Source organism: Vibrio sp. 10N.286.46.A8, assembly GCF_041470165.1.
Taxonomy (GTDB): Bacteria; Pseudomonadota; Gammaproteobacteria; order Enterobacterales; family Vibrionaceae; genus Vibrio; species Vibrio tasmaniensis_A.
In genome coordinates this window covers 1-13,741 of record NZ_JBFRLX010000042.1, presented here as the reverse complement: position 1 = coordinate 13,741, position 13,741 = coordinate 1, and the positions used below count along the sequence as shown (strand labels likewise).

Below are 13,741 nucleotides of genomic sequence, written 5' to 3'. Positions count from 1 at the left end.
GAATATTATGGATAACTCTCTATGGCTTGATAACTTTCTCAACATGTATCGAGAACTCGGAACAGACAATTTCGACGTGCTAAAGACGGTTTATCACCCTGATATCGAATTCCAAGACCCACTGCATCATGTCAGTGGGATTGTCGCGTTAACGCATTACTTCGAGAACCTTTACACACAAGTCACTAGCTGTTACTTCCACATCGAACACACCTTTGAAGTGAAAGATGAAGCATCCGTTTATTGGACAATGCAATTCGCTCACAAACAACTCAATGGGCAAAAGCCGATTGAAGTTCAAGGGCACAGCCATATTAAAATGTTGGACAACCAAGTGGTTTATCATCGCGATTATCTGGATGTGGGTTCTATGCTGTACGAGCACATCCCAGTATTAGGTTGCGCGATCAAATCCATCAAAAAAAGAGCGAGCCGATAATGCGTATTATGATCACAGGCGCGACCTCAGGTATCGGCCAATCACTCGCTATAGATTATGCTCAACAAGGGCATCAGGTGATTGCTTGCGGCCGTAATCAAGACAAACTGCAAGCTTTAGTTGATTCTCACGAGACAGACTTATCGCACTCGTCAATTGACCCACTCTGTTTTGATTTGACCGATTACCACAATTTCCCAGAGCTCGACCAAGACAAGCCGCTCGATCTGCTGATTTTAAATGCGGGTGATTGTGAATACATCAACGACCCCGTGAATTTTGATGCCGAGCTTTTCGAGCGCGTCATCAACATAAACCTGATTTCAATTGGCTACGCCCTTAAAGCCTGGTTAAAAAACATTAAGCCGGGCGGCCGTTTGGTTTTAGTAAGTTCCAGCGCCAGCTTTTTACCTTTGCCAAGAGCCGAGGCTTATGGCGCCTCAAAGGCCGCTCTCACCTACTTAGGTAGAACGCTCTCAGTTGATCTGGCCGAGTACAATATTCATGTCTCAATTGTGCACCCAGGCTTTGTTGAAACACCATTAACCGAGCGAAACTCCTTCGCTATGCCTATGATTATTAGTAGCGAGGCAGCCACTCAACGAATCGTAAATGGTATTGCTCAAGGAAAGAGCGAGATCGACTTCCCAAGACGATTCATATTAATAATGAAATTACTAAGAATGCTACCGACTCCAGTTTGGAAAAAACTCGCTTCAAGGATGGTATAACAATGAAAAAAATCGCCATTATAGGTTCAGGTATCTCTGGACTGACTTGCGCACATGTATTAGATAAGCAGCACGACGTTACGGTATTCGAGAAAAATGACTACGTCGGCGGGCACACTGCTACGGTTGATATTGAACACCGAGGCAAGGCGTTTTCAATTGATACTGGCTTCATCGTATTCAACGACAGAACCTACCCAAACTTCAACCAACTGCTTGAGCAACTCGGTGTCGAAAGGCAACCGACCGAAATGAGCTTCAGCGTGCACAACACCACAACTAAATTCGAATACAACGGCCATAGCATCAATTCGTTATTCGCTCAGAGGAGGAATATTTTCAAACCTCAGTTCTGGTCATTAGTCTCTGACATTCTCAAGTTCAACAAACTGTGTAAGGCTCAGTTTGAAAGCAATGAATTCACACCAGACGTTACCCTTGGCAGTTTCCTACGCGATAATCAATTTTCCGATTTTTTCAGCCAGCACTATATCCTTCCGATGGGCGCAGCAATTTGGTCGACAAGCTTAGAGGAAATGGAAGAATTTGAGCTTAAATTCTTCATTCAATTCTTCTACAACCACGGGCTACTCGACATCGCGAACCGTCCACAATGGTATGTAATTCCTAAAGGGTCGCGCTCTTACGTTGAAATCATCCTTTCACGCTTGAACAAATCCGTCGCTTTGAACACATCGATCAAACAAGTCACTCGCAATGAAGCGGGCGTCACGATTGAATTTGAAGATGGCGCTACACAAGACTTCGACGAAGTGATATTTGCTTGCCACTCAGACCAAGCGTTACGTTTGCTCGGCGATGCGACCGAGCAAGAGAAACAGGTTCTAGGCGAGATCCCATACAGCCGCAATGAAGTGGTTCTGCACACAGATACCAACCTATTACCCGACCGTAAACTGGCTTGGGCTAGCTGGAACTACATGCTCGATGGCAACAGCCAAAGACCTGCCTGTGTCACTTACAACATGAACATTCTGCAGGGCATTGAAAGCCAAGACACCTTCTGTGTAACCCTAAACCAAAGTGATGCGATAGCGCCTGATAAAATCATTCGCAGCTTTGTTTACCATCATCCGGTGCTTAACTCGAACACGGTCGAAGCCCAGCATAAGCGCGAGCAGATCTGCGGTAAAAACAACACCCACTTTGCAGGCGCTTATTGGTACAACGGATTCCATGAAGACGGTGTTCACAGTGCACTCGATGTGACTAAGCGCTTTGGCCTAGATTTGAGCACGAGTTCAGTACGATGAACACTCACACCATCACATCCGACATGGGGATAGCATCCGAAAAGAGTGAAGAGCTCAGCGGCATTTACTGGGGCAACGTACGTCACCGCCGCTTTGGCGATATTACTCATGAATTTAGCTACCAGTTGTACATGATGGGATTAGATCTCGATGAAATCCCTCAAACAACTACTCGCAGTCGCTTATTCGGTACTCAGTGGTATAACCCGATTCGCTTTGTCGAATCGGATTATCTCGCTGAAAAAAAAGAAAATGTCACAACGGATGAACCTAAAACACTGAAGCAACGTATAGCTTCCAAAGTACAACAACTTGGTGGCGATTGGGCGGTAGAAAATCGCGTCACAATGTTGGCCCAGTGTCGTTGTTTAGGGATTTATTTCAGCCCAATAAACTGTTTTTTCTGTTACGACGAGACTGGTGATTGTCGTTACATGTTGGCCGAAGTGAGCAATACGCCTTGGCGAGAAAGACACTATTATCTCATCGACATGCACAAAGAGTTGAAAGTAAAAAAAGAGTTTCACGTTTCACCGTTCATGGATTTAGACATGAACTATTTGTGGAAAATAAAGCCACCAACGAAACGGACGTTAGTACACATCGAGAGTCATCGTAGCGACAAGATTTTTGATGCCACACTAGCACTCTCAAAGCTGTCGGTAACAAAAGCAAACATTAGGAAAACGGTACTGCGGATCCCAGCAATGACAATCAAGGTTGTAATGGGTATCTATTTTCAGGCTCTCAAATTATTTCTGAAAAAAGTACCGTTTGTGGCGCATCCAGATTCAGCGTCTAAATCGCCTTAAAGATGTCAAAATTGAAGGCTTGGGTAGGCTTAACGAAACAAACAGTTCTAGCCCCAAGTCAGTAAAACTAAATTTAAAACAATTTCTCAGCGAGGTTTCCATGGAACAGCTTGCCAAACAAAACAACAACGTAGAACAACAAGCTAAAGCCGTTGCTGTTTCAAGCAACTGCAAATATCGAGCTCTGATTTTCAAGGTTCTAGAACGTCTGCAATTCGCAAAACTCGAAGTGATAGAACGAGACCAACACTCGGTGTTTGGAGACAGAGAAGCGACCTTAAGCGCTCAAATCGTTATCCATGACGCGAGCTTTTATCGAGATGTTGTGATGAGCGGCAGTATTGGTGCATCTGAGGCCTACATTGACGGAAAATGGACCAGCCCAGATCTTACCAAAGTGATTCAAATCATGGCTCGAAATCAAGCACAGTTAGACGAGCTTGATGACAAGACGCAATGGATTTCACGAATCAAGAATTTACTGCTACGCCGTAAGAACGCCAACACTGAGCAAGGCTCCAAACGTAATATTCTCGCCCACTACGACATTGGTAATGAGCTATATGAGCGCTTCCTAGACAGTTCAATGCAATACTCTTCTGCTATCTACAGCGAAGATGCGTTAACCCTGTCGAAAGCACAACAGAACAAAATGAAAACCATCTGTGAGCGTTTAGAACTGTCTGAATCAGATAACGTGGTTGAGATAGGCACTGGCTGGGGCGGATTGGCGATATTTATGGCTCAGCACTACGGCTGCCACGTTACGACCACTACCATTTCAGACGCTCAGCACGAGCTGGCAGAACAGCGCGTCAAAGCACTCGGCTTAACCGACAAAATCACCCTACTGAAAGAGGATTATCGCAACCTCACTGGTGAGTATGACAAGTTGGTCTCTATCGAGATGATAGAAGCGGTCGGACATGAATATCTACAAACCTTCTTTGAAAAGTGCTCTTCTCTGTTGAAGCCTTCAGGGAAAATGCTGATTCAAGCGATCACCATTGCCGACAGTCGTTATGATAAATACCGTAAAGGCGTCGACTTTATTCAGAAGTACATCTTCCCCGGAGGTTGTTTACCTTCGGTTGCCGTGATGACTCAACATCTTGCGACCAGCACCGACCTTGTCGTCCAAGAAATCGATGACATTGGCCTTCACTACGCTCGAACACTCAACGACTGGAACGTCGCCTTTGAAAACAGCTGGGAAGAGCTCGAGTCACTAGGCTATTCAGAAGAGTTTAAACGCCTTTGGGTCTTCTACTTCTGTTACTGCGAAGGGGCATTCCTAGAGCGCGTGATCAGTACTCATCACCTTGTCGCAAGAAAACCTCGTTACTTTGGAGCAAAAGATGAAACGGTTTTGGATTATTAATCTCGTTCTGTTTCAAGCGACCTGGGTTTGCAGCGCCTTCTTTACCGCGCAAGCCCCGTTCGTTACGCCATTGATCGTGGTGGTTCATTTCCTTCTCTCTCCAACTCGCAGTCGCGACTTGAAAATACTCGTCTTATTACCATTGGGGCTATTGCTTGATAGCCTCATGCTCCACTTCGGTATTTTTGCCGTCGACTCTGAAATTGCTAATCAATCTTGGTTTCCAGTTTGGCTCATTTGCCTGTGGATCATGTTCTTAATCAGTTTCAATCACAGCCTGAATTGGCTTTTAAAATGCTCAAAAGTGATCTTGTTTGTCATAGGGTTCGTAGCAGGTACTAGTAGTTATTGGGGAGGCATCAAAGCAGGCGCCCTTCTTACTACTTGGCCAGATGCATCGGTGCTCGCTGCCCTTGCAATAAGTTGGGGGATTTTGTTGCCCTTACTGGTGGCCGCTTACTCCAACTTAGTACAACCAAAAATGGCAACAACGAGGTGACTTATGGCTTTTCCACGCAACCCTACGCAAGCACTCAAATCTGAGAGCGATAATAGTCGCGTTCGCACTCAAACAAGCGAGCAATCAAGAAATCGACTATTTAGCTTAGTCACCTTAACTCTCATTTGTGCGTCACTCCTATTCACCGAAAGCGCTAAAGCTTCCGCTGTAGATAATCTAAGCAAACGCGGCCAAGGTGAGATGAGCTATCTGTTTTGGACACTCTACTCAGCTGAATTCTACGCGACCCCAACCAATTCTGAACGCGCTTTAAAGCTCGAATATTACCGTGCGATTGACAGCAAAGACCTCGTTGATGCTACCCAAGATCAATGGAGCAAACTTGGTTACTCCAACAACAATATCCAACGTTGGTTGAAGCCTTTGTACGAGATGTGGCCCAACGTAGAAGCAGGAAGCACACTCACTATCCGCGTAACCGAAGACAACGTGAGTCGTTTTTACTTTGATGAACAGCCTATCGGTATCATCCAGGACAAGCAGTTTGGTGACGCTTTCTTAGCGATTTGGTTATCTGAAAACACCTCTGAGCCCGGTCTACGCAAACAACTTTTAGGTTTAAACAAATGAGTCCAAAAACAAAAATGATCAAACTCGCCCTGACAATTTTGTCGATCGCTTGGCTAACAGGTTGTGGCTCTGCAAGTTTAGAGCACCACGCAGACACGACTCCAGAGCTCAAGCTTGAAACCTTTTTTAATGGTGAACTGAAGGCCTATGGCATCGTGCTTGACCGCTCTGGTAACTTATTGCGCCGCTTTGATGCCAAGCTCATCGCTACTTGGGACGGAGACAACGGAGAAATCAAAGAGTGGTTCTCCTTTGCTGATGGTGAGCGTTCAACTCGCGTTTGGAACCTAATAAAAACCGGTGACAACACCTACACAGGCTCCGCCAACGATGTCGTTGGCACGGCATATGGAGAGACCCAAGGTTCAGCGCTTTATTGGAAATACGATTTAGAAATCGAAGTAGACGGTAGCACCTATGAAGTGGTGCTTGATGATTGGATGTTCTTGATGGACGACAAACGCCTGTTCAACAAAACCGAGATGTCTAAGTTCGGCTTTAAAGTCGGTGAAGTGATTTTGTATATCGAGAAACTTTAAAAAACTGTCGTTTCTGATTCTCAGATCCATCAGCGATAACCTTTCCCCCAAAAGACAATCTCAGCCCACCTTATAATCTCAGCCCGCAAACAATCTCAGCCCACAATGCAATCTCAGCCCACAATGCAATCTCAACCCACAACAGAAAATTGTGGGTTGTCCTGTTTAATCCCTCGAATAGCATACCTGCATGCTCAAGCCTTTGTGCTAAGATGCGCCACCAGCATACAAATGGGCTAAACTCAGTTGAGCGAACATGGTACATAGTTCCACCAATTATGAGCACTTCCCCATTGGTTTCGCTAAGCGTAGATTCCCTACCATGAATAATTGAAAAGGCTTTAAAGCATGAGCAAGTTGACCTCAGCGGAGCGTAAAGCTCGCGACAATGAACGTTTCTCACAACGTGTAAACGACCGCAGAGAAAAAGGCGAAGACGTAGTTGCTTACGCACTGACCAACAAAAAAGCTGTAAAATTCCTGACTAAGTCAGAGAAAAAACGTTTCAACGAAACAAGAGCAACTCTTCAAGAAGAGAAGCGAGTAAAAGAACAAGAAGAGCTTAACCGAATCGAAGACGCGTTCACGACTAAACAGTTCGACGACGAATAATCTGATTTTCAAAAGCGCTGGCCCTATGCCGGCGTTTTTACTTTTTAACTCTCTTTCTTTTTTCCTTCCTGGCTTACATTACTTTCTTAAACCTCAATTCTATCGAGCAATCTTAGTCATGAGCCTCAGCATCTTGGTCTTAGATCTCAGAAAACAAAGTTTCAAAGCCTTACTATCTCGATTCCATTCAACAATCCCGAGTCCCCATGATTTTAATCACCGGATCAAGCAGCGGTTTAGGCGCAGCTTTAGCTAAGCAATATGCGAACGCATCAAACAGCCGTCAACGCTTAATGATCACTGGCCGCAGCTCACAACGTTTAGCTGAATTAGCGAAAAACCTGCCAGCAGATACCGTTAGCCAAACCTGTGATCTATGTGACCCGCACTCCGTAAGCGAACTGCTTGATGCCTTGCCAGAAACACCAAAACTGGTAGTTCACAGCGCTGGCAGTGGATACTTCGGTAAGATAGAACAGCAAGCCCCAGCAGCGATCAGTGACATGCTGAAAAACAATATCGAGTCTTCGATCTTTTTGATTCGCGAGCTTGTGCAGCGCTACAAAGATCAATCGGTCACCATTGCTGTGGTGATGTCGACGGCGGCACAAGGTGCTAAAGCGGAAGAGTCCACCTACTGCGCGGCAAAATGGGCAGTGAAAGGCTTTATCGAATCGGTAAGGTTGGAGCTAAAAGGTCACCCGATGAAAATCGTGGCGGTTTATCCTGGAGGAATGGCGACCGAGTTTTGGAATACAAGCGGTAAAGACATGGATACCTCGAGCTTTATGACCGCACAAGAAGCCGCTCAAATGCTGCAACAGGCATTGACCAGCACAGAGCATGGATTCGTATCAGATATCACGATAAACCGCGGCTAGCAGGTAAACAGCTCGCTTAATCGGTAAATAGAGCGACGCGTTACCAAAGAAATGATTAGAGTAATTATTTGTGAGGGTGAGCACGAAAGTGTGCGACAATGCTCGGCGTAAATTCATATTCAAGGTTTATTATGAAACTTCTAGTTCGTAACCTATCGCGCTCTACTGCAGAGCAAGACATCCGTGTTCTATTTTCTGAGTTCGGCTCAGTAAAAGAGTGCAGCCTAGTTTTAGACCAAGAAACTGGCGAATCTAAAGGCTTTGCTTTTGTTGAAATGCCAGAGCACGAAGAAGCTAAAGCAGCACTAAACAAGCTGAACTTGTCAAAGCTTGGCAAAAACACGATTCGTGTAAAAGTCGCTAACTCTTAATCGAGTAAACGCTTTATAAGCCACATGGCTTAGCTTAAGCAGCACAAGCACAGATGATAAAGCCCGTAACGATATTGCGCTGAAAAACGTAATATCGTTACGGGCTTTTTGCTGCTCGCGATTCTCTTTTCACAACACGACCGACTCACTTATAGTTTGCGCTTACAACCCTTCATGCTCATCAATCGCACGCCTTGCTTCTACCATTGAACATCCTGATTCCATCACTAACTGCGCGACCGTCATCGAGGGCGTAGCGGCTAACAACGATGCCAAACACACCACAGGCTTAGGCAGTACTTTGTCTATTGCAGTTGCTATCCAATCGTCTTTTTCATGAGTTAACATGGTTTTAAATTCAATGAGTTGATGATCTTGAGCCACCAACAGCCAGTTGCGTGAACGTCGAACTCGCTTCAACTGGCATCCACACTCAGTGGCATTCGCCATCACTTGGCTTTTATCACTCACACGATGTACAAAACTATTCAGTGGGACGCTAAACATAACTCTCTGCCAACCAATCTCTACCAATCATTCAAGAGATCGCTACCTATCTCTCAGTACTTTCTAACTGTCACTCAATAAAACCGTACGTAGGATTACACAGACATAAAAAAACCGCCAGTGATGCACTAAGCAGCCTCGCGGTTTTTTTGTTCTTTAGAGCCTAACGCTCGATATCAGCAGCAGCTTTTTGAAGCGCCGCTATCACAACAAGTTGAAGAAGTCTGGCTTCCTCTCTCAAAGCCATCAATCGCGTCCGCTAAAGCCGTAAATGATTGCTCGATATTATCGCGTGACGTCGCGATGTTCATTCGCATGAAGTTAGGGCTTTGCGCACCAAACCAACCTCCTGGGGTTAAGCCCATTTTAGCCTGCTCAAACACCACATTTTTTAGCTCTTCTTCCGAAAAATCCAAGCCTGAGAAATCAAACCACACTTGGTAAGTCCCTTGCGGTTGGAAGACTTTTAGCTGAGGAATTCGCTGCTCAGAAAATTCGGTAATCCACTTAACTGTGTCTTGCAGATACACCAGCATGCCGTCTAACCACTCTTCACCTTTCTCAAAGGCAGCCACGGTTGCAAATGTGCTGAACGCATTACCATGGTCGAGATACATCGCTACCACATTGGTTTTGAACGCTTCAAATAACTCATGATTGTTGGTGTACACATAACCATTTGAGATGCTGTGCATGCCGAAGGTTTTCGCCGGAGAGCCAATCAAAGCAATGACCTTGTCGTAATCAAAGCTGGTTAAGCTCGTAAAAGCGTGACCTTCAAAGGTAATGTCGGAATGAACTTCGTCGCTGATGATCAGCACATCGTGGCGCTTAGCGATCTCGATGACTTGTTCAATTTCTTGAGGTGTCCACACTCGACCCGTTGGGTTGTGCGGATTGCAGAAAATCATCGACTTCACTTTTTGGTCGATGATCTGTTGCTCCATGCCAGCAAAATCAATCTGATAACTCTGTCCGTCATTAATCAACAGGCTATTCACGACCTGACGACCTGCTTTATTCACCAAATTAGCGAACTGATGATAAGCCGGCGTATGAATAAGTACACCATCACCCTCGTTGCTAAACTGGCGCAGTAACAACGCGATGCCTGGTAATACTCCCGGAACCTGAACGAATTTGTCTGAAGACAGATTTAAACCATGACGCTTTGAATACCATAGAGATAGCGCCTCAAACACCGCCTGTTCATGAAATTCATACGAATACACACCACGCTCAACCAAGCGATTAAGCTCTTGAGTGATCGGTTCCGCTACCTTAAAGTCCATATCGGCAACCCAATATGGGAATACATCGGTGGTGTTGTAAATGCTCTCTAGCATCTCTGGTTTGCTTTTGATAAACGCATGTTCACCGTAATTCGATGCACTGTTAAACGCTGTCATGGAGGGTTCCTCAAATAGTGTGTTTGGTTCTTTTGCAATCAACTGGATTGCCTGAATACCCTTAAGACGATGACAAGGCTCAAAAGACGAAGCTTCCAGAGAAATCTTGTGACTAATTTAAATTAATCTCGCATCTCGACCACAATTTCAGTCTTGACCGAGTTCGCGATAAAGCAGTTTTTGTGCGCCAAATGATGCAGTTTGTCGAGTTGTTTGGCGGTTGGTATCTTAGACCCGGAGAACACAATGTCAGGTCGCAGAGTCACCCTAGTGACCGATGAGCGGCCTGATTCATCTTCCTCAAGCACACCAACAGCATCATCCACATAAGAGTCGATTACATACTTCTGCTTTGCAGCAATGCCCAAAAACGTCAGCATATGGCAGCTAGACAGTGCCGCAATAAAGGCTTCTTCTGGATCAACGTTGGCCTCAACTGAAAACGGCAGTGGCACAACATGAGGTGACGATGAGGCAGGCACAGTGACACCACCATCGAACTCCCACGTATGACCGCGACTGTATTGGTTGTCATTAAAGGCTTCATCGTCACCACGAGCCCAACGAATCACCGCACTATATTCAGACATAATCCCTTCCTCTATCCATTAGTTATCAAATAATTGGTTCTCAAACGACGAGTTATTTAGCGATCAGCAGGGTGATTGACACCGTCGTTGGTCACCACATCACCAATATCAAAAGGGTTCACCCCTTCCAAACAACCAATGTTAAAACCGTATTCATTTGGGCTTGAACGGCGTTGATGATGGGTATAGATACCGCAGTTTGAACAGAAGTAATGCTTCGCGGTATTGGTATTGAATTGATAAAGCTTAAGATGCTCCGCACCTTTCAGGATCTTGATACCATCCAACGCAACAGAGCCCACAATCGCGCCTCTACGACGACAGATAGAACAATCACAACGGCGCGGCTTTTCTATTCCGTTAGGTAGGCTGAGCTCTAATTCAACCGCACCACAATGGCAGGCTGCCTTGTGAAAAGGTTTGATAACCGTATCTCCGACCTGTTTCATTTTTATCTCTCCAATCACGTCCATGTGGTCAAGCTATCTTAACGAGAACGGTTTACGTTGTCCGTAAGGAAGCTTTGAATTTAGCATTTTTAGAACAATCAACTTATCCATAAAACCTTCAATAGTTCTCAGTTTTACAACGACATCGCCCTACATTAATAATCGTTAATCTAAGCACAACCGATCCTTAATCCTTATGCAAGTAAGCTCTCCCTATCAATAAAAATAGAGAGAGAAAAAACGTGAACATACTTGGTTACTTACAAAAAATCGGCAAAGCACTGATGGTGCCGATCGCCGTACTGCCTGCCGGTGGTTTGATGCTAGGGTTGGGCTATGCTCTTGACCCATCAGGTTGGGGAGCTAACAGCGCCTTAGCCACCATACTCGTATACGGTGGTAAAGGCATTATGGATAACCAAGCGTGGTTATTCGCGGTTGGTGTCGCTTATGGTTTAGCAAAAGACAATAACGGCGCTGCTGCTCTATCTGGCCTATTAGGTCTGCTCATCGTGGAAATGATCGTGGGTAACGTGAATGTTATCTCACAGATCACCGGTGTCCCTGTTGATCAAATGGGCGCATCTGAACTTATCGCTTCTAATGCAGCAGTGAGTGCATTCACTGGCATCATGATAGGTATTGTCGCCGCCACTCTTTATAACCGATTCCACACCATAAAACTGCCTGCGGCTCTCGGATTCTTTGGTGGCAAGCGCTTCGTTCCAATCATCACTTCTCTAGCCGCGATTAGTATCAGCTTAGTCATGGTTTATGTGTGGCCTGTCGTCTACGGAGCACTGGTTGAGTTCGGCATTTCTATTTCTGAAATGGGCGCGACAGGCGCTGGCCTCTATGGTTTCTTTAATCGCTTACTTATTCCTGTTGGCTTGCACCACGCACTTAACCAAGTTTTCCTATTCGATTTAGTGGGCATCAATGACATTTCTAAATTCTGGTCGGGCACCGGTGAACTCGGTGTAACGGGTATTTATCAAGGTGGCTTCTTCCCTGTTATGGGTTATGGCTTACCAGCGGCATGTTTAGCGATGTACCACTGTGCTAAACCAGAAAACAAAAAGAAAGTCGGCGGTATTCTAGGTGCTTCAGCATTAACCGCTATCTTAACCGGCGTAACAGAACCGATTGAGTTTGCCTTCATGTTTGTGGCACCTGTGCTTTATGTTATCCACGCGCTTCTTGCCGCTATGTCGCTATACATTGCTGCTAGTATGCAGTGGATCGCCGGATTTACCTTCAGTGGTGGGTTAATTGACTTCGTGTTGTCTTACAATCTTCCGCTCGCAGTAAAACCTTACATGTTGATACTTCAAGGCCTGTTCTTTGCCTCGATTTACTACTCAATATTCCGCTTCGCTATCTTAAAATTCGATCTCAAAACACCGGGACGTGAAGATGTGGACGTTGCAGAAGTGAACCAAGCTTCATCGAATGAGAAAGCGGCGCAATACTTAAAAGCGCTAGGGGGGCATGCCAACCTAACCAGTATTGATTCATGCATCACAAGACTGCGTTTAACACTTAAAGACATCAGCATTGTTGATGAAGCGACACTGAAAGCGATTGGCGCAATGGGCGTGGTAAAGATTGGGGCTAACAACCTTCAGGTTATTATTGGCACAGAGGCAGAGGAGATCGCTCATGCAATGACTCAAATCCCGAAAAGCCAAGACCTAACATCGGTTCCACTTCCGAGTTAAACCCAGCGTCGCTAAAACACAGCAAACGTTGCTATGCACATTAAAACACTCAGGCCAAAGCAATTCGCTTTGGCTTTTTTGCACTCGCAGCGTAAAGAGAAAAAGACAGGGTCTTAACAATGTGTAAGCACGAACAACCGCTTTTAAGGCGTTGATTAATCGCTAATTCAAAAGCCATTTCAGAGTGAATACGTGCCCCACCTAGGCAGTAATGTGTGCTTGCAAGGTTGCTCATTTGAACCATAGAACAATTTTATGTTACAGACATAAAATTCAGCTGGTTATAAGCAACAATCTTGATATGTTAAGCGGATAGATTCGTGCTCGCACGATATTAAAATGTTAGGCATCATTGAGTACAAATATTATGCAAGAGCTTATAAAGGAATTTGAGGAGTTAGCAAATAACGACTCAACAGAGTCTATCGAAAAGCTAAAAGGTTACCTTTTAGTTAGGGAAGGTGATCCATATGAAAAGCACACTATCCCACATTTGGCATGTAGAGCATTGTTAAGTAAGGGAATAGTTGGTGTCCAAACATTAACGGAGGTATTGATAGATGCCCCGGGGGTCAATTACCCAATAGTTATCTTAGCCTCCCTTTGGCAAGCTGGAGATGGTAAATTCACATCAATGATATTTGCTAATACTTATAATAGTTTGATATTAGAGAAAGAGATCTCTAATGAAGTAAGAAATGCTGCCAGAGATTCTTTTTTTGATTTTTTAGATGAATGTAAAACGAATCCAGAATCATTTCATCGGTTGATTAATTTACTTTACCAAGAACAAGTACTCTCAATGTCTGACCGAAACAACAATCAACGTTTTCAGCAAAGCTTGTTTAGAATTCTTGCGGAGTCTTCTACAACCGTAACAAATCATAAAATTAGTAAATTTGAAAAACTTTTAAAAGATCGGAAACCAGAAGAAG

17 protein-coding genes are annotated in these 13,741 nt (G+C 44.8%); 13 read left to right on the top strand and 4 right to left on the bottom strand.

The genetic code is table 11. From position 1 onward, the window contains the following. Nucleotides 1-7 precede the first annotated feature (7 nt). The 11 genes from AB4232_RS05470 to AB4232_RS05420 all read left to right on the top strand — a co-directional run bounded on the left by AB4232_RS05470 (nt 8) and on the right by AB4232_RS05420 (nt 8,130). Complete coding sequence (locus AB4232_RS05470; protein WP_017085002.1) at nt 8-439, top strand: nuclear transport factor 2 family protein; 432 nt, start codon at nt 8-10, stop codon at nt 437-439. Beyond that, complete coding sequence (locus AB4232_RS05465; RefSeq protein WP_372086518.1) at nt 439-1,170, top strand: SDR family NAD(P)-dependent oxidoreductase; 732 nt, start codon at nt 439-441, stop codon at nt 1,168-1,170. Before AB4232_RS05470 ends, AB4232_RS05465 begins: the two co-directional genes overlap by 1 nt. Before the next feature lie 2 nt (nt 1,171-1,172). After that, nucleotides 1,173-2,444 (top strand): NAD(P)/FAD-dependent oxidoreductase, encoded by a 1,272-nt coding sequence (locus AB4232_RS05460; protein WP_372086516.1) that lies wholly within the window; start codon nt 1,173-1,175, stop codon nt 2,442-2,444. After that, the gene (locus AB4232_RS05455) at nt 2,441-3,256 is read left to right on the top strand and encodes a DUF1365 domain-containing protein (protein ID WP_372086514.1); all 816 of its coding nucleotides are present in this window, start codon (nt 2,441-2,443) and stop codon (nt 3,254-3,256) included. Before AB4232_RS05460 ends, AB4232_RS05455 begins: the two co-directional genes overlap by 4 nt. 100 nt (nt 3,257-3,356) lie before the next feature. Beyond that, nucleotides 3,357-4,637, top strand: coding sequence for a cyclopropane-fatty-acyl-phospholipid synthase family protein (locus AB4232_RS05450; RefSeq protein ID WP_076667373.1), 1,281 nt, complete (start codon nt 3,357-3,359; stop codon nt 4,635-4,637). After that, a complete protein-coding gene (locus AB4232_RS05445; protein ID WP_372086512.1) occupies nt 4,615-5,136 on the top strand; it encodes a DUF2878 domain-containing protein in 522 nt (173 codons plus the stop codon). Before AB4232_RS05450 ends, AB4232_RS05445 begins: the two co-directional genes overlap by 23 nt. 3 nt (nt 5,137-5,139) lie before the next feature. Further along, nucleotides 5,140-5,727 (top strand): chalcone isomerase family protein, encoded by a 588-nt coding sequence (locus tag AB4232_RS05440; protein WP_372086510.1) that lies wholly within the window; start codon nt 5,140-5,142, stop codon nt 5,725-5,727. Further along, nucleotides 5,724-6,266 carry a DUF3833 domain-containing protein gene (locus tag AB4232_RS05435; protein WP_372086508.1) on the top strand — a complete coding sequence of 181 codons (543 nt, stop codon included), beginning with the start codon at nt 5,724-5,726 and terminating at the stop codon, nt 6,264-6,266. Before AB4232_RS05440 ends, AB4232_RS05435 begins: the two co-directional genes overlap by 4 nt. A gap of 348 nt (nt 6,267-6,614) precedes the next feature. Further along, the gene (locus AB4232_RS05430) at nt 6,615-6,878 is read left to right on the top strand and encodes a DNA polymerase III subunit epsilon (protein WP_086051435.1); all 264 of its coding nucleotides are present in this window, start codon (nt 6,615-6,617) and stop codon (nt 6,876-6,878) included. A 206-nt stretch (nt 6,879-7,084) separates the two neighbouring features. After that, nucleotides 7,085-7,759: an SDR family NAD(P)-dependent oxidoreductase gene (locus tag AB4232_RS05425; RefSeq protein WP_372086506.1), complete on the top strand. Its 675-nt coding sequence runs from the start codon at nt 7,085-7,087 to the stop codon at nt 7,757-7,759. Nucleotides 7,760-7,890: 131 nt separating this feature from the next. Beyond that, nucleotides 7,891-8,130 carry an RNA-binding protein gene (locus AB4232_RS05420; protein ID WP_004732698.1) on the top strand — a complete coding sequence of 80 codons (240 nt, stop codon included), beginning with the start codon at nt 7,891-7,893 and terminating at the stop codon, nt 8,128-8,130. Nucleotides 8,131-8,292: 162 nt separating this feature from the next. On the opposite strand, the gene AB4232_RS05415 is transcribed toward AB4232_RS05420, so the two are convergent. The 4 genes from AB4232_RS05415 to AB4232_RS05400 all read right to left on the bottom strand — a co-directional run bounded on the left by AB4232_RS05415 (nt 8,293) and on the right by AB4232_RS05400 (nt 11,085). Beyond that, nucleotides 8,293-8,637 (bottom strand): ribosome recycling factor family protein, encoded by a 345-nt coding sequence (locus AB4232_RS05415; RefSeq protein WP_372086504.1) that lies wholly within the window; start codon nt 8,635-8,637, stop codon nt 8,293-8,295. Between the two features lie 176 nt (nt 8,638-8,813). Next, nucleotides 8,814-10,046: a MalY/PatB family protein gene (locus AB4232_RS05410; RefSeq protein WP_372086502.1), complete on the bottom strand. Its 1,233-nt coding sequence runs from the start codon at nt 10,044-10,046 to the stop codon at nt 8,814-8,816. Between the two features lie 122 nt (nt 10,047-10,168). Further along, nucleotides 10,169-10,636, bottom strand: coding sequence for an OsmC family protein (locus tag AB4232_RS05405; RefSeq protein ID WP_372086500.1), 468 nt, complete (start codon nt 10,634-10,636; stop codon nt 10,169-10,171). A 56-nt stretch (nt 10,637-10,692) separates the two neighbouring features. Further along, entirely contained in the window at nt 10,693-11,085 is a 393-nt protein-coding gene (locus tag AB4232_RS05400) for a GFA family protein (RefSeq protein WP_135381908.1), read from the bottom strand. Between the two features lie 242 nt (nt 11,086-11,327). On the opposite strand from AB4232_RS05400, the gene nagE reads away from it, so the two are divergent. Both nagE and AB4232_RS05390 read left to right on the top strand, forming a co-directional pair. After that, a complete protein-coding gene (gene nagE / locus AB4232_RS05395) occupies nt 11,328-12,806 on the top strand; it encodes an N-acetylglucosamine-specific PTS transporter subunit IIBC (protein ID WP_122046521.1) in 1,479 nt (492 codons plus the stop codon). 367 nt (nt 12,807-13,173) lie between these two features. Continuing rightward, a partial coding sequence (locus AB4232_RS05390; protein ID WP_372086498.1) for a hypothetical protein occupies nt 13,174-13,741 on the top strand: 568 nt, incomplete at its 3' end.